The 16,127-nt window shown below is 65.5% G+C and carries 16 protein-coding genes; 15 read left to right on the plus strand and 1 reads right to left on the minus strand.

What is annotated here, in order from left to right:
* The first annotated feature begins 107 nt into the window (after positions 1–107).
* The 12 genes from LDJ84_RS12260 to LDJ84_RS12315 all read left to right on the plus strand — a co-directional run bounded on the left by LDJ84_RS12260 (position 108) and on the right by LDJ84_RS12315 (position 12,535).
* Complete coding sequence (locus tag LDJ84_RS12260) at positions 108–977, plus strand: helix-turn-helix domain-containing protein (protein ID WP_413247458.1); 870 nt, start codon at positions 108–110, stop codon at positions 975–977.
* 6 nt (positions 978–983) lie between these two features.
* A complete protein-coding gene (gene pcaQ, locus LDJ84_RS12265) occupies positions 984–1,913 on the plus strand; it encodes a pca operon transcription factor PcaQ (protein WP_084359036.1) in 930 nt (309 codons plus the stop codon).
* A gap of 117 nt (positions 1,914–2,030) precedes the next feature.
* The gene (gene pcaH / locus LDJ84_RS12270) at positions 2,031–2,750 is read left to right on the plus strand and encodes a protocatechuate 3,4-dioxygenase subunit beta (RefSeq protein ID WP_169887825.1); all 720 of its coding nucleotides are present in this window, start codon (positions 2,031–2,033) and stop codon (positions 2,748–2,750) included.
* A 12-nt stretch (positions 2,751–2,762) separates the two neighbouring features.
* A complete protein-coding gene (gene pcaG / locus LDJ84_RS12275) occupies positions 2,763–3,368 on the plus strand; it encodes a protocatechuate 3,4-dioxygenase subunit alpha (protein WP_226046394.1) in 606 nt (201 codons plus the stop codon).
* Entirely contained in the window at positions 3,358–4,437 is a 1,080-nt protein-coding gene (gene zapE, locus LDJ84_RS12280) for a cell division protein ZapE (RefSeq protein ID WP_170859604.1), read from the plus strand. The genes pcaG and zapE overlap by 11 nt, the downstream gene beginning before the upstream one ends.
* Before the next feature lie 244 nt (positions 4,438–4,681).
* Positions 4,682–5,524: an IclR family transcriptional regulator gene (locus LDJ84_RS12285; protein ID WP_024763339.1), complete on the plus strand. Its 843-nt coding sequence runs from the start codon at positions 4,682–4,684 to the stop codon at positions 5,522–5,524.
* A gap of 276 nt (positions 5,525–5,800) precedes the next feature.
* Positions 5,801–7,150 (plus strand): MFS transporter, encoded by a 1,350-nt coding sequence (locus LDJ84_RS12290; protein ID WP_024763341.1) that lies wholly within the window; start codon positions 5,801–5,803, stop codon positions 7,148–7,150.
* Positions 7,151–7,275: 125 nt separating this feature from the next.
* A complete protein-coding gene (locus LDJ84_RS12295; RefSeq protein ID WP_226046395.1) occupies positions 7,276–8,229 on the plus strand; it encodes an AraC family transcriptional regulator in 954 nt (317 codons plus the stop codon).
* 442 nt (positions 8,230–8,671) lie between these two features.
* Positions 8,672–10,039 carry a benzoate 1,2-dioxygenase large subunit gene (gene benA / locus LDJ84_RS12300; protein WP_226046396.1) on the plus strand — a complete coding sequence of 456 codons (1,368 nt, stop codon included), beginning with the start codon at positions 8,672–8,674 and terminating at the stop codon, positions 10,037–10,039.
* Complete coding sequence (gene benB, locus LDJ84_RS12305; RefSeq protein ID WP_065086574.1) at positions 10,039–10,524, plus strand: benzoate 1,2-dioxygenase small subunit; 486 nt, start codon at positions 10,039–10,041, stop codon at positions 10,522–10,524. The genes benA and benB overlap by 1 nt, the downstream gene beginning before the upstream one ends.
* 78 nt (positions 10,525–10,602) lie before the next feature.
* Positions 10,603–11,616 carry a benzoate 1,2-dioxygenase electron transfer component BenC gene (gene benC / locus LDJ84_RS12310; protein WP_024763345.1) on the plus strand — a complete coding sequence of 338 codons (1,014 nt, stop codon included), beginning with the start codon at positions 10,603–10,605 and terminating at the stop codon, positions 11,614–11,616.
* Positions 11,617–11,761: 145 nt separating this feature from the next.
* Positions 11,762–12,535, plus strand: a complete 774-nt coding sequence (locus LDJ84_RS12315) for a 1,6-dihydroxycyclohexa-2,4-diene-1-carboxylate dehydrogenase (protein WP_024763346.1) — start codon at positions 11,762–11,764, stop codon at positions 12,533–12,535.
* Positions 12,536–12,553: 18 nt separating this feature from the next.
* Here the strand turns inward: LDJ84_RS12315 and LDJ84_RS12320 are convergent, their stop codons facing one another.
* Positions 12,554–13,426: a LysR family transcriptional regulator gene (locus LDJ84_RS12320; RefSeq protein ID WP_024763347.1), complete on the minus strand. Its 873-nt coding sequence runs from the start codon at positions 13,424–13,426 to the stop codon at positions 12,554–12,556.
* 148 nt (positions 13,427–13,574) lie between these two features.
* Here LDJ84_RS12320 and LDJ84_RS12325 point away from each other — a divergent pair, with 148 nt between their 5' ends.
* The 3 genes from LDJ84_RS12325 to catA are packed head-to-tail and all read left to right on the plus strand — an operon-like array spanning position 13,575 to position 16,009.
* The gene (locus LDJ84_RS12325) at positions 13,575–14,696 is read left to right on the plus strand and encodes a muconate cycloisomerase family protein (protein ID WP_038803147.1); all 1,122 of its coding nucleotides are present in this window, start codon (positions 13,575–13,577) and stop codon (positions 14,694–14,696) included.
* Between the two features lie 42 nt (positions 14,697–14,738).
* The gene (catC, locus tag LDJ84_RS12330) at positions 14,739–15,029 is read left to right on the plus strand and encodes a muconolactone Delta-isomerase (protein ID WP_015477003.1); all 291 of its coding nucleotides are present in this window, start codon (positions 14,739–14,741) and stop codon (positions 15,027–15,029) included.
* Positions 15,030–15,076: 47 nt separating this feature from the next.
* Positions 15,077–16,009 (plus strand): catechol 1,2-dioxygenase, encoded by a 933-nt coding sequence (catA, locus tag LDJ84_RS12335; RefSeq protein WP_038803148.1) that lies wholly within the window; start codon positions 15,077–15,079, stop codon positions 16,007–16,009.
* Positions 16,010–16,127: the final 118 nt, after the last annotated feature.

Here is a 16,127-nt window from a genome sequence, read left to right on the forward strand (position 1 = left end):
CTTGGAGAGCGCTGTTGTTTTTATCTCCTGCATTTTTTGTGGATGGGATCGGTCTTTGAAGGTAATTTCCAACAGTCTTCTTGGATTTTTCATGGATGCGGGCGGTGATCGAACAACGTGCTGACAATCCGGTCCCGGTGTTCCGCCTGTATGGCGAAACGACGGTTTGGCCGACGCCGGACCTGATCCACTGCGAGTCGATCGCCTCGCGCAGTCGCCTGCATGACTGGGAAATCCGCCCGCATCGCCATGGCGACCTGGTGCAACTGCTCTACGTGCAGGCCGGTGCGGCGGAGCTGGAGGTGGAGGGGCAGCTGACGCCGATCCGCGAGGCGTCGCTGCAGGTCACGCCGGCGCTGGCGGTGCACGGTTTTCGCTTCGCCGAGGACGTGCAGGGCTGGGTGTTGAGCATGGGTCTGCCACTGGCCGAACAGCTCGGTAGCCTGCTGGAAAGCACGGTGCTGGAGCAGCCGGCGTGCTTTGCCGTGGGCGAGGGCAAGCGTCACCTGGATGCGCTGTTCGAATCCATCGACCGCGAGTACGCCGGGCAGGCGCCGGGCCGCGACCTGATGCTGCAATCGCTGCTCAACATGCTGCTGGTCTGGCTCAGCCGCCGGGCGCTGGAGCAGTCCCGTGCGGAGGCAAGCCAGCAGGATCGCGGCGTCGAGCATATGCAGGCGTTCTCCCGCCGGCTGGAGCAGGATTTCCGGTTGCATCGGCCCATCGAACACTACGCGGCGGCGCTGGGCATCAGCGCCGCGCACCTCAATGCGCTGTGCCGGCGCCTGGCCGGGCAGTCGGCGCTGCAGATGATCCACCAGCGCCTGCTGCTGGAGGCCAAGCGCAACCTGGTGTACACAGCCATGACCATCCAGCAGGTGTCGGACAGCCTGGGCTTCTCCGAACCCGCGTATTTCTCCCGATTCTTCAAGCGCTACGCCGGGTTTTCGCCCCGCGCGTTCCGCGAGCTGCGTTGAGCCGCCATGAATATCGATTCGCGTATCAAGTTCCGCCACCTCGTGTGCTTCCTCGAAGTGGCCCGCCAGGGCAGCCTGGCCCGCGCGGCGGATGCCCTGGCCGTGAGCCAGCCGGCCATCTCGAAGACGCTCAAGGAGCTGGAGGACCTGCTCGAAGCCAGCCTGTTCGAGCGCGGCAAGAGCGGGGCCAGTCTGACGGAAGCGGGAGTAGCCTTCCTGCGCTACGCCGGCCCCTGCGTGCAGGCGCTGCGTGACGGCGTGAACAGCCTGCGCGGCGGCGAGTACGCCTCCAGCACGGTACGCCTGGGCGTGCTCTCCACCGTCGAAAGCCTGCTGATGCCGGAGACGGTGCGGCGCCTGCACGAGCGTCACCCGGCGCTGGTGGTCAGCGTGGTGACCGGGCCGAGTGCGCACCTGCTCTCGCAATTGCGTGTGGGCGAGCTGGACCTGGTGGTCGGTCGCATGACCGAAAGCCCGCAGATCCAGGGCCTCGCTTTCGAGCACCTGTACAGCGAGGCGATGACCCTGGTGGCCCGCGCCGGCCATCCGCTGCTGGGTCGCCCGCTGCCGCCCTCGGCGCTGGACGACTGGCCGCTGGTGCTGCCGCTGGCCGGCACCACCATCCGCAAGTCCGCCGACAGCCTGCTGGTGCAGAGCGGCCTCGGCCAGCCGCGCCAGAGGCTGGAAACCCTGTCCACGGTGCTCAGCCGCCGTTATGTATTGACCAGTGATGCCCTGTGGATCGCTCCGCTGGATTCGGTGCGCCTGGACCTGCGCTCCGGCGAGATGGTCGAACTGCCGCTGGATGTACAGGAACCGGGCGGTTCAGTGGGGATTTGCAGCAACTCGACGCTGCCGCTTTCCCTCGGTGCGCACTGGTGCTTGGAGGTACTGCGCGAGGTGGGGGAAGCTTATCGCAGCGAGACTTATCCATAACCAGATGGTTATGGATGGCGGGTATCTTTTCAATTTTCCAGGTCCGTTGGGCGGGTGACACTCTGCCGCACTGCCTGATGCAACAGGCTCCTATAAATCCAACAAGAGGAGACCGATATGTCCGACGCGGAAAACAGCCGCTTCGTCATTCGTGACCGAAACTGGCACCCCAAAGCCCTCACGCCCGACTACAAGACTTCCATCACCCGTTCCCCGCGCCAGGCGCTGGTGAGCATTCCGCAATCGGTTTCCGAAACCAGTGGCCCGGACTTCTCGCACCTGAAGATGGGCGAGCACGACAATGACCTGCTGCTCAACTTCAACAACGGTGGCCTGCCCATCGGTGAGCGCATCATCGTTTCCGGCCGGGTCATGGACCAGTACGGCAAGCCTGTGCCGCATACCCTGGTGGAGATGTGGCAGGCCAACGCCGGCGGCCGTTATCGCCACAAGAACGACCGTTATCTCGCGCCGCTGGACCCGAACTTCGGCGGCGTCGGCCGTGCGCTGACCGACAGCGAAGGACGATACGTCTTCCGCACCATCAAGCCCGGCCCGTATCCCTGGCGCAACGGCCCGAACGACTGGCGCCCGGCGCACATCCACTTCTCCATCAGCGGCCCGTCGATCTCCACGCGGCTGATCACCCAGCTGTACTTCGAGGGCGACCCGCTGATTCCGATGTGCCCCATCGTCAGGTCCATCGCCAACCCGGATGCGGTGGAAAGCCTGATCGCGAAGCTCGACATGAGCAACGCCAACCCCATGGACTGCCTGGCCTATCGCTTCGATATCGTGCTGCGCGGCCAGCGCAAGACCCATTTCGAGAACAAGTGAGGAGGACCGACCATGCCTATCGAACTGCTGCCGGAAACCCCCTCGCAGACCGCCGGCCCCTACGTGCACATCGGCCTGGCGCTGGCCGCCGCCGGTAATCCGGCCCGTGACCAGGAAATCTGGAGTGAGATGGCCAAGCCCGGCGCGCCCGGCGAACACATCCTGCTGATCGGCCATGTGTACGACGGCAACGGCCACCTGATCCGCGATTCCTTCCTCGAGTTGTGGCAGGCGAATCATGAGGGCGTGTATGACACTACCTTCGATCTGGAAAAGCCCTTCAATGGCTTCGGACGCACGGCAACGACCTTCGATGCTGGCGAGTGGCAGGTGCAGACCATCAAGCCCGGTGTGGTGAAAAATGCTGCCGGTGTGCCCATGGCGCCGCACATCAACGTCTCGCTGTTCGCCCGGGGTATCAATCTCCATTTGCAGACGCGCCTGTACTTCGACGACGAGGCGCAAGCGAATGCCGTGGACCCGATCCTGAACCTGATCGAGCAGCCCGAACGTCGGCAAACCCTCATTGCAAAGCGTTGCGAGGTGGACGGGAGGCTCGCTTACCGGTTTGATATCCGCGTCCAGGGAAATGCGGAAACGGTGTTCTTTGACTTCTGATACACGACTCCATGAGACATCCGCCGAACCGGTCGCCGACCGCGTTCGGCGGCACTTCGCGGCCGCGCTCGACGAGCGCGGCTATCGCGCTGACGAAGCTCAGGTGACGGCGGTGGACCACCTCGCCACCTGGCTCGACGACTTCCTTGCCGGGCGTCACGGTTTCCTGCGCAAACCAGTCGCAGGCGTCTACCTGTGGGGCGGTGTGGGGCGCGGCAAGAGCTTCGTCATGGACCAGTTCTTCGCCGCCGCGCCGACCCAGGCCAAGCGCCGCGTGCACTTCCATGCTTTCCTGCAGGAACTGCAATCACGCATGCTGGCGATCACCGGGCAGTCCGACCCGCTGGTGCGCGTGGCCCGCGCCATCGCCGAGGAAACCAGGCTGCTGTGCTTCGACGAATTCCACGTGCACGACATCGGCGACGCCATGCTCCTGGGGCGGATGCTGAAGGTGCTGGTGGACGAAGGCGTAGGCCTGGTCTGTACGTCCAACTATGAACCGGAAAATCTCTGTCCGAACCCGCTGTACCGCGAGCGCTTCCGTCCGGCCATCGAGCTGATCGAAAAGCGCTTCGACGTGATTTCGGTGGATGCCGGGCAGGACTATCGCGAGCACAGTACGTCGCTGGAAGAGTGGGGCAGCTTCCTCTGGCCGGCGCGCGCCGATGATCTCGAACTGGTCGGTTCCCGACTGGGGCTGGCGGCGGACGCGAAGTTCGACGAGGTGCTCAGCGTCAATCACCACCCGCTGAAGGTGCATGCCCACGACGATCACTGTGCGTGGATGGATTTCAGCGAAATGTTCGAACGCCCGCGCTCAGCCAGCGATTACCTGTGGCTGATCGAGCATTTCCCGCGCATGGCGGTGAGCGGTCTCGGCCCGCTAGCGGACTACCCGCCGGACGTGAGCATGCGCTTCCTCAACTTCATCGATATCGCCTACGACCGGCAGTTGAGGCTGCAATTGTTCGCCACGGTGTCGCTGGACGAGTTGGCGGCGGGCGGGGCCGCGCTGGACTTCTCGCGAACGCTGAGCCGGTTGCGGCAGTTGAAGCTGGAGCCGCTGTAGGCGGTCGCGCGGGCTGTCGAGAGTTGTTCGCAAGCAAGGACTAGGCGTCCCCTTGGCCCTACGAAGAGCGCGCAGGCGTTTTCCTGAAGGAGCGAGCTTGCTCGCGAACCCAGGTTGTCCCTGGCGCGATGCGCTAGATTCGCTAAGCATGGATAACCTCTGTTCGATAATCGGCCAAGTGTGTTGCGATAATCGCCCATGCGTGTCGATAATCGCCCGGCATTCGCCTGCCAGGACAACAACAATGACCGACTCCCCCCGTGCCAGCCTGCCGCCCCTTGCGCCGCCGATCATCGCTTCGCCCGCCAAGCGCATCGAGGCCTTCACCGGCGACCCGAACTTCATGACCTCGCTGGCCCGTGGCCTGGCGGTGATCCACGCGTTCCAGGAGCGCAAACGGCACCTGACCATCGCGCAGATCAGCCACCGCACCGAAATTCCCCGCGCCGCCGTACGCCGCTGCCTGCACACGCTGATGAAGCTGGGCTACGTCACCTCCGACGGCCGCACCTATTCGCTGTTGCCGAAGGTGCTGACCCTGGGGCACGCCTACCTGTCCTCGACGCCGCTGGCAGTCACCGCGCAACCGATCCTCGACCGTTTGAGCGAGCAACTGCACGAAGCCTGTTCGATGGCCACGCTCGAAGGCGACGAGATTCTCTACATCGCCCGCTCGGCCACGCCGCAGCGCCTGATTTCGGTGGACCTGAGCGTCGGCAGCCGCCTGCCGGCGTACTGCACCTCCATGGGCCGCATCCTGCTCGCCGGGCTGAACGACGACGCGCTGGAGGACTACCTCGCCCACGCCGACCTGCAGGTGAAAACCAGCCGTACCGTGCACACCCCGGAAATGCTGCGCGCGAGCATCGCCGAGATCCGCCAGCAGGGCTGGGTGATCATCGACCAGGAACTGGAAGTCGGGCTGCGCTCCATCGCCGTGCCGCTGAAGGATTCCGCCGGTCAGGTGCTGGCCGCGCTGAACGTCGGCACCCACGCCGGGCGCGTGTCGCGCCAGGAGCTGGAAACGCGCTTCCTACCGGTGCTGCTTGAGGCCAGCCGCGAGCTGGGCACACGGCTGTTCCATTAGTCGCGGCTCGGATCGGCTCAGCGCTAAACCCGTTCGCTAACCGCCCACTGTGGCGATTATCGAATTGAACGGCTGCACGTCTCTTCGTACTGTTGCTCGACCCGTCCAGCCGGACGGGTAATAACAACAATGAGCGTCAGCCATGGCCCCTGTGTGCCTGCCCCATCCGCCGGTCCTTGCGTCCACCGGCTCGCGCCTCATTCCTGTCCAGCTTGCGGGAGTGCAGGGCGATCCAGCCGGCCTTCCCGCGACGACGCCTTCGCAGGAAGTCTTCGCATGACCAGTTCCGCCCACGTGCCCGCTGCCGGCACCCTCGACGTCCAGTCCTTCATCAACGCCCAGCCGCTGTCGCTGTACCAGTGCCGCATCGTGCTGCTGTGCTTCCTCATCGTTTTCCTCGACGGTCTGGATACCGCCGCCATGGGCTTCATCGCCCCGGCGCTGACCCAGGACTGGGGCATTGACCGCGCCAGCCTCGGTCCGGTGATGAGCGCCGCGTTGATCGGCATGGTGTTCGGCGCCCTGGGCTCCGGCCCGCTGGCCGACCGTTTCGGGCGCAAGGGCGTACTGGTGGTAGCGGTATTCCTGTTCGGACTGTTCAGCCTTCTGTCGGCCTACAGCAGCAACCTCGAACAGCTGATGGCGCTGCGCCTGCTGACCGGGATCGGCCTGGGCGCGGCGATGCCCAACGCGACCACGCTGCTCTCGGAGTACACCCCCGAGCGCCTCAAGTCGCTGCTGGTGACCAGCATGTTCTGTGGCTTCAATCTCGGCATGGCCTCGGGCGGCTTTGTCTCCGCCAAACTGATCCCGGCCTACGGCTGGCACAGCCTGCTGTTGCTCGGCGGCGTTCTGCCGCTGCTGCTGGCGGTGGTGCTGCTGGTATGGCTGCCGGAGTCGGCGCGTTTCCTGGTGGTGCGCAATCGCGGAGCAGACAAGGTCAAGCGCGTGCTGGCGCCCATCGCGCCGGCCGAGGTGGTCACGGCCCGCGAGTTCAGCGTGCCGGAACAGAAGACGGTGCAGAGCCGCAACGTGTTCAAGGTGATCTTCTCCGGCACCTACAGCGCGGGAACCCTGCTGCTGTGGCTGACCTATTTCATGGGCCTGGTGATCGTCTACCTGCTCACCAGCTGGCTGCCGACGCTGATGCGCGACGCCGGCGCGAGCATGGAGCAGGCCGCCTTCATCGGCGCGCTGTTCCAGCTCGGCGGGGTGCTCAGTTCGGTGGCGGTGGGCTGGGCCATGGACCGCTTCAATCCGCACAAGGTCATCGGCATCTTCTATTGCCTGGCGGGCGTGTTCGCCTACTTCGTCGGGCAGAGCCTGGGTACCGTCACGCTCCTGGCGACCCTGGTGCTGGCTGCCGGAATGTGCGTGAACGGCGCGCAGTCGGCCATGCCGTCTCTCGCCGCGCGCTTCTACCCGACCCAGGGACGCGCCACGGGCGTGTCCTGGATGCTCGGCATCGGCCGCTTCGGCGCCATCCTCGGCGCCTGGATCGGCGCGACCCTGCTGGGCCTGGGCTGGAACTTCGAGCAGGTGTTGACCGCGTTGATGGTGCCGGCCGCTATCGCCACGGCGGCGGTGCTGGTCAAGGGGCTGGTGAGCCACGCCGACGCTACCTGAGCAGCGAGCGGGGCAGGGATTGTGTTGCCATTCATCTCTGCCTCGCGCCGACCCTGCTGCACTTGCATAGACTGGATGCACCGCAACGCAGATTGCGGCCACTAACAACAACTGTGAGTGCCTCTATGCAAAGCCTGCTGAGCGAGCGCAGCCGTGTATTCGAGCGTGCCGATCCTTACGCGGTTTCCGGTTACGTCAACCAGCACGTGGGCACCCACGACCTGCGCCTGCCGGCGCACGGTCATCCCCAGGCCAGCCTCAACCACCGCCGCTTCGCCAGCCTCGACCTTTGCCGTATCAGCTATGGCGGCGCGGTGCGCGTCACCTCGCCGGCGTTGGAAAGCATCTTCCATCTGCAGATTCTCCTCAGCGGCCACTGCCTTTGGCGCGGCCAGCGCCAGGAGCGCTACCTGGCGCCGGGCGAGCTGCTGTTGATCAACCCGGACGATCCGGTCGACCTGACCTACTCGGACGACTGCGAGAAATTCATCCTGAAGATTCCGGTGACCCTGCTCGAAACCATCTGTGCCGAGCAGCGCTGGAACGCACCGCGCGGTGGCGTGCGCTTCACCGAGAATCGCTACCGGCTGGGCGAACTGGAAGGCTTCGTGAACCTGTTGTCGATGGTCTGCCAGGAGTCCGAAGCCGGCGAACGTCTGGCTCGGGTGGACGAGCACTACCAGCAGATCGTCGCCAGCAAGCTGCTGACCCTGCTGAAGACCAATGTCAGCCGCGAGCCCATCGCTGGCGGCAGCGCCTCCTTCGAGCGCATCGAGGCGTACATCGAAGGCCACCTGCGCGAGGACATCGATGTCGAAGCCCTGGCGCGCCAGGCGTCCATGAGCCTGCGCTCGTTGTACACGCTGTTCGAGCGCCATGCCGGCGCCACGCCGCGGCAGTACATCCGCCGGCTCAAGCTGGAGCGTATTCGCTCGTGCCTGGCGGACCCGGCTTGCAACGTCCGCAGCGTGACCGAACTGGCGCTCGACTATGGCTTCCTGCACCTGGGGCGGTTTGCCGAGGGGTATCGGCAGCAGTTTGGCGAGTTGCCTTCGGAAACTTTCAAGCGTCGCACCTGAGCCGTTCCTGCTGGTTAGCCTTGGTTCCAATATTGGATGGGTGTGCCGTTTGGGCGTCCTGCGCCGCATCGGCGTGCGCTCCGACTCTTTGTTTCGCCCCCTCGGGCGAGTCACTTTGGCAAACGACGGATGGCCGCCCCGCCCAAAGTAACCAAAGGTCTTGCCCCGGACATCCGGTTTTTCGCTTAGGCGAAAAATTCCCTCGTTGAACGGGGGCGTTCGGAGTGCTCGGAAGTCGCTCTGGAAGCCCTCAAGAGCACACAGAGGCAGCCCCTGCCTGTAGGAGCGAGCTTGCTCGCGAATCCCGTGCCACAAATCAAGGGCATCCGCTCACCAGCACGCCTGCACAAAACGGATAGCACTCTGCACAAAGCGGATATTGCCCCCGCGTACCCAGCCCTAACCTGAGCCTGCCTGAACAATAACAACGGAGGCCCTGGCCATGTCCCTGGGTATCGACTACTTGCGTTCACTGCTTGAGGAAGACGCCGCGAAGGGCGTCTACCGCTGCCGCCGGGAGATGTTCACCGACCCGCGCCTGTTCGACCTGGAGATGACCCATATCTTCGAAGGCAACTGGGTCTACCTCGCCCATGAAAGCCAGATCCCCGAGAAGAACGACTTCCTGACCACCATGATCGGTCGCCAGTCGGTCTTCATCGCGCGCAACAAGGACGGCGTGCTCAACGCCTTCCTCAACGCCTGCAGCCACAAGGGCGCCATGCTCTGCCGGCAAAAGTCCGGCAACCGTTCCAGCTACACCTGCCCGTTCCACGGCTGGACCTTCAACAATTCCGGCAAGCTGCTCAAGGTGAAGGACCCGGCCGAGGCCGGCTACCCCGAAGGCTTCAACTGCGAAGGCTCCCACGACCTGACCAAAGTGGCGCGCTTCGAGTCCTATCGCGGCTTCCTCTTCGGCAGCCTGAAGGCCGACGTCAAGCCGCTGGTGGAGCATCTGGGCGAGTCGGCGAAGATCATCGACATGATCGTCGACCAGTCCCCCGAAGGACTGGAAGTCCTGCGCGGTTCCTCCAGCTACATCTACGAAGGCAACTGGAAGCTCACCGCCGAGAACGGTGCCGACGGCTATCATGTCAGCTCCGTGCACTGGAACTACGCCGCCACCCAGAACCAGCGTCAGCAGCGCGAAGCGGGCGAGGCCGTGAAGACCATGAGCGCCGGTGGCTGGGCCAAGCAGGGTGGCGGTTTCTACTCCTTCGACCACGGCCATCTGCTGCTCTGGACCCGCTGGGCCAACCCCGAGGCGCGCCCGGCCTTCGAGCGCCGCGACGAGCTGGCACGCGACCATGGCCAGGCCCGCGCCGACTGGATGATCGAGAACTCGCGCAACCTCTGCCTGTACCCCAACGTCTACCTGATGGACCAGTTCAGCTCGCAGATCCGCATCGCCCGGCCCATCGACGTCAACCGCACCGAGATCACCATCTATTGCATCGCGCCCAAGGGCGAGAGCAGCGAGGCGCGCGCCCAGCGCATCCGCCAGTACGAGGATTTCTTCAACGTCAGCGGCATGGCCACGCCGGACGACCTGGAGGAATTCCGCTCCTGCCAGCAGGCCTACCAGGGCAGTGCCGGTGGCTGGAACGACATGTCGCGCGGGGCGAAGCACTGGATCGAAGGCGCCGACGACGCAGCGCGGGAAATCGACCTGGCGCCGGCGCTGTCCGGCGTGCGCACCGAGGACGAGGGCCTGTTCGTGCTGCAGCACCAGTACTGGCAGCAGACCATGATCGACGCGCTGGCTGCCGAACAGGTCAATCACATCGCGCTGACAGAGGAGGACGTGTGATGAGCCGCTACGAACTCGTGCGTGACTTCCTCTACCGCGAAGCGCGCTATCTCGATGACAAGGACTGGGATGCCTGGCTGGAGTTGTACGCCGCCGATGCCACCTTCTGGATGCCCTCCTGGGACGACCGCGACCAGCTCACCGAAGACCCGCAGCGGGAAATCTCGCTGATCTGGTACGGCAACCGTGGCGGCCTGGAAGACCGCGTGTTCCGCATCAAGACCGAGCGCTCCAGCGCGACCCTGCCGGACACGCGCACCTCGCACAACCTGAGCAACATCGAGGTGCTCGGCGAGGCCGATGGGCAGTGCCAGGTGCGCTTCAACTGGCACACCCTGAGCTTCCGCTACAAGACCGTCGACAGCTACTTCGGCACCAGCTTCTACACGCTCGACGTGCGTGGCGAACGGCCGTTGGTGAAGGCGAAGAAGGTCGTGCTGAAGAACGACTACGTCAGGCAAGTCATCGACATCTACCACATCTAATTTCGCCGTCAGGGCTGTGCGTCGCGCGCGTGGATTCGCCGCGCGCGACGCCGCCTGCGCGGCATCGAGGTGCACGCCATGAACCACAAGATCGCCCTCAACTTCGAAGACGGCGTTACCCGCTTCATCGACGCCAGCCCGAGCGAGACCGTGGCCGATGCGGCCTACCGCCAGGGCATCAACATTCCGCTGGATTGCCGCGACGGCGCCTGCGGCACCTGCAAGTGCTTCGCCGAAGCCGGCCGCTACGACCTGGGCCAGGAATACATCGAGGACGCGCTGACCGAGGATGAAGCCGAGCAGGGCTACGTGCTCACCTGCCAGATGCGTGCGCAGAGCGATTGCGTGGTACGCGTGCCGGCTTCCTCGCAGGTCTGCAAGACCGCCCAGGCCAGTTTCGAAGCGAACATCAGCGCGGTGCGCCAGCTCTCCGAAAGCACCATCGCGCTGTCGATCAAGGGCGAGTCGCTGAGCAGGCTGGCCTTCCTGCCGGGGCAGTACGTCAACCTGCAGGTGCCGGGCAGCGAGCAGAGCCGCGCCTATTCCTTCAGCTCGCTGCAGAAGGACGGTGAGGTCAGCTTCCTGATCCGCAATGTGCCGGGCGGCCTGATGAGCAGCTTCCTTACCGGCCTGGCCAAGGCCGGCGACGCCCTGTCCCTGGCCGGCCCGCTGGGCAGCTTCTACCTGCGCGAGATCAACCGACCGCTGTTGCTGCTGGCCGGCGGTACGGGCCTCGCGCCCTTCACCGCGATGCTCGAACAGATCGCCGAGCGCGGCAGCGAACACCCGCTGCACCTCATCTACGGTGTCACCCACGACGTTGACCTGGTGGAAATGGACCGGCTGGAAGACTTCGCCGCGCGCATTCCCAACTTCACCTTCAGCGCCTGCGTGGCCAGCCCGCAGAGCAGCTACCCGCGCAAGGGCTACGTCACCCAGCACATCGAGCCGGCGCACCTGAACGACGGCGAAGTGGACCTCTACCTCTGCGGCCCGCCGCCGATGGTCGAGGCGGTCAGCCAGTACATCCGAGAACAGGGCATCACTCCGGCGAATTTCTACTACGAGAAGTTCGCCGCCAGCGCTGCCTGATTCCCGACAACCCACGCGGGGCGGCTCTTCGTAGGAGCAAGCTTGCTCGCGAACAGCTTCGCAGCGGGGCTTTGGTTCGCGAGCAAGGGCTAGGCGCCCCCCCTCGGTCCTACAGGGCGGCTCGCTCCAGTGCCATGAGGTCACCATGAAAAGATTCAACAACAAGATTGCCCTCGTCACCGGCGCCGCCCAGGGCATCGGCCGGCGCGTCGCCGAGCGGCTGGTGGAAGAGGGCGCGAAGGTCATCGCCGTGGACCGTTCGGAGATCGTCCACGAACTGCGGGACGCCCTCGGCCAGCACGGCGAAGTCCTCACTCTCACCGCCGACCTGGAGCGTTTCGCCGACTGCCAGGGTGTGGTCGCGCAGACCATCGAGCGCTTCGGCCGCCTCGATATCCTCATCAACAACGTCGGCGGCACCATCTGGGCCAAACCTTTCGAGCACTACGCCGAAGACGAGATCGAAGCCGAGGTGCGCCGCTCGCTGTTCCCCACCCTGTGGTGCTGCCGCGCGGCGCTGGTGCCGATGCTGGAGCAGGGCGCGGGCGCCATCGTCAACGTGTCATCCATTGCCACCCGCGGGGTGAACCGCGTGCCCTACGGCGCGGCGAAAGGCGGGGTGAACGCGCTGACCGCCTGCCTGGCCTTCGAGACCGCCGAGCGCGGCGTACGGGTGAATGCCACCGCACCCGGCGGCACCGAGGCGCCGCCCCGGCGCATCCCGCGCAATGCAGCGCAGCAGAGCGAGCAGGAGAAAGTCTGGTACCAGCAGATCATCGACCAGACCGAGAACAGCAGCCTGATGAAGCGTTACGGGACCATCGACGAACAGGTCGGCGCGATCCTCTTCCTCGCCTCCGACGAAGCCAGCTACATCACCGGCGTGACTTTGCCGGTGGGTGGCGGCGACCTGGGTTGAGGCGCCGCCATGTTCCGCTTACGGCAGGTTTGCGCCGATCAGTTGCAGGCAGCGTTGCAATGGCGTGCTGACGTCGCCGCGGCGCTGGCTGAGGATGATCGGCGAGACCGCCTCGGCGTCGGTCAGCCTGGCGTAGCCGATGTCGGCGCGGTGCTGCTGTTGCACCGACGCCGGCACCAGCGCCACGCCCAGGCCGGCGGCGACCAGGCCGATGGCGGTCTGCAGCTCATTGGTCCACTGCGTCACGCGCACGCTCAGGCCATGGTTGGCGAACAGCGCCAGTACATGGTCGGCATAGCTGGGGCGCGGGTTGGCGGGGTAGAGCACGAAGTCCTCGCCGGCCAGTTGCGCCAGGCTCAGCGGCGCGCCAAGCAGGCGATGCCCGGCCGGCAGCACGGCGACCATCGGCTCCTCGCGCAATACCTGCTGGGTAATGGCGGGGTCGTCGATGCGGATGCGCCCGAAGCCGATGTCGATACGCCCGCTTTTCAGCGCCTCGACCTGCTGCACTGTGGTCATTTCCTGCAAACCCAGCTCCAGCCCGGCATCGCTGCGCAGCTCGCGGATCAGCTCGGGCAGGCCGTCGTACAGCGTCGACGGCGCGAAACCGATGCCGAACCACTGGCGCTCGCCCAGGCCGATGCGCCGGGTGCTTTCGCAGATGCCCTCCAGCTGCGCCAGCAGGGTGCCGGTCTGCTCGTGGAAATAGCGTCCGGCGTCGGTCAGGCGCAGCGGCCGGCCGCGCTCCAGCAAGGGCACGCCGAGCAGTTCCTCGAGCTGCTGGATCTGCCGGCTCAGCGGTGGCTGGGCGATGTGCAGGCGCTCGGCGGCGCGGGTGAAGTTGAGGGTGCCGGCCACTTCGCGGAAGTAGCGCAGGTGTCGCAGCTCCATGATACCTCCAGGGTATGCAACCAGACGGCATCGATATTGGACTGGCCGCAGGCCCCGGCGCAATCCTTCTTGAATCGCGAAAAGACCCTCCGGGTATCGCCAGCTGGCAGCCCGGCCACTTCAGAAATAGCAGAACGGAACGCCGTCCATGAGTAGCCCCGTCATCGAACGCATCGAGTCGATCATCGTCGACCTGCCGACCATCCGCCCGCACAAGCTGGCCATGCACACCATGCAGCGGCAGACGCTGGTGATCATCCGCCTGCGCTGCTCCGACGGCGTCGAAGGCATCGGCGAAGCCACTACCATCGGTGGCCTGGCCTACGGCAACGAGAGCCCGGAAAGCATCAAGGCCAACATCGACGCGCACTTCGCGCCGCTGCTCCAGGGCCAGGATGCGAGCAACATCAACGCTTGCATGCAGCGCCTGGACAAGTCGATCAAGGGCAACACCTTCGCCCGATCCGGCATCGAGAGCGCGCTGCTGGACGCCCAGGGCAAGCGCCTGGGCCTGCCGGTCAGCGAGCTGCTCGGCGGCCGCGTGCGCGACAGCCTGGAAGTGGCCTGGACCCTGGCCTCCGGCGACACCGCCCGCGACATCGCCGAAGCCGAACAGATGCTGGAGATCCGCCGCCACCGCATCTTCAAGCTGAAGATCGGCGCCAACCCGCTGGAGCAGGACCTCAAGCACGTGGTGGCGATCAAGAAGGCCCTGGGCGAGCGCGCCAGCGTGCGCGTGGACGTCAACCAGGGTTGGGATGAATCCCAGGCCATCCGCGGCTGCCAGGTGCTCGGCGAGAACGGCATCGACCTCATCGAACAGCCCATCTCGCGCATCAACCGCAGCGGCCAGGTGCGCCTGAACCAGCGCAGCCCGGCACCGATCATGGCCGATGAGTCCATCGAGAGCGTGGCCGACGCCTTCAGTCTCGCCGCCGACGGCGCCGCCAGCATCTTCGCCCTGAAGATCGCCAAGAACGGTGGCCCGCGCGCCGTGCTGCGCACTGCACAGATCGCCGAAGCGGCGGGCATCGCGCTGTACGGCGGGACCATGCTCGAAGGCGCCGTCGGCACCCTGGCCTCGGCCCACGCCTTCATCACCCTGGAGAAGCTGACCTGGTCCACCGAGCTGTTCGGCCCGCTGCTGCTAACCGAGGAGATTGTCACCGAGGCGCCGGTTTACCGCGACTTCCAGCTGCACGTACCGCGCACGCCCGGCCTGGGCCTGAGCCTGGACGAAGAGCGCCTGGCGCGCTTCCGCCGCACCTGATTTTCAACCTGTTCCCGACTGCCCGATAGAGGAGATGACCCGATGCTGTTCCACGTGAAGATGACCGTGAAATTGCCCGTCGACATGGACCCGGCCAAGGCCGCCCAGCTCAAGGCCGACGAGAAGGAACTGGCCCAGCGCCTGCAGCGCGAGGGCAAGTGGCGCCACCTCTGGCGCATCGCCGGGCACTACGCCAACTACAGCGTGTTCGACCTCGCCAGCGTCGAGGAACTGCACGACACCCTGATGCAGCTGCCGCTGTTCCCCTACATGGACATCGAGGTCGACGGGCTCTGCCGCCATCCGTCCTCGATCCATGCCGACGACCGCTGATTTTCGTTCCGTACGACTCGACAAGAACAAGACTTGAGGATCGCACCATGACCGTGAAGATTTCCCAGACTGCCGACATCCAGACCTTCTTCGAAGAGGCCAGCGGCGCCCTGAACGATGCCGGCAACCCGCGGGTGAAGAACCTCGTCCTGCGCATCCTGCAGGACACCGCCAGGCTCATCGAGGACATGAACGTCACCCCCGACGAGTTCTGGAAAGCCGTGGACTACCTCAACCGCCTCGGCGCGCGCCAGGAGGCCGGGCTGGTCGTCGCCGGCCTGGGCATCGAGCACTACCTCGACCTGCTGCTGGACGCCCAGGACGCGGCGGTCGGCATCGAAGGTGGTACCCCGCGCACCATCGAAGGCCCGCTGTACGTGGCCGGTGCGCCGCTGTCCGAAGGCGAGGCGCGGATGGATGACGGAAAAGACGCCGGCACCGTGATGTTCCTCTCCGGCCGCGTCTTCGACCTCGACGGCAAGCCGCTGGCTGGCGCCGTGGTCGACCTCTGGCACGCCAACACCAAGGGCACCTACTCGTATTTCGACAGCACCCAGTCCGAGTACAACCTGCGCCGGCGCATCGTCACCGACGCCGAAGGCCGCTACCAGGCGCGCAGCATCGTGCCCAGCGGCTACGGCTGCCCGCCGGACGGCCCGACCCAGGAGCTGCTGAACCAACTCGGCCGCCACGGCCAGCGCCCGGCGCACATCCACTTCTTCATCTCCGCGCCGGGCCATCGCCACCTGACCACACAGATCAACCTGGCCGGCGACCAGTACCTGTGGGACGACTTCGCCTATGCCACCCGCGATGGGCTGATCGGCGAGGTGCGTTTCGTCGAGGACGCAGCCGCCGCCAAAGCGCGCGGAGTAGAAGGGCGCTTCGCCGAGATCGAATTCGATTTCCAGCTGCAGCCGGCGGTTTCCGCCGATGCCGAAGACCGCAGCAACCGCCCCCGCGCGCTGCAGGAGGCCTGACCGGGTAGGACCGAGGGTACGCCCAGTCCTTGCTCGCGAACGCAATCTCCGGCTGCTCCGGCGCCGGGCGGGTTCGCGAGCAAGCTCCCTCCTGCAGCGGGCTGCGCCTCCCGCGCAC

This window comes from Pseudomonas sp. HS-18, assembly GCF_020401845.1.
GTDB lineage: Bacteria > Pseudomonadota > Gammaproteobacteria > Pseudomonadales > Pseudomonadaceae > Pseudomonas > Pseudomonas nitroreducens.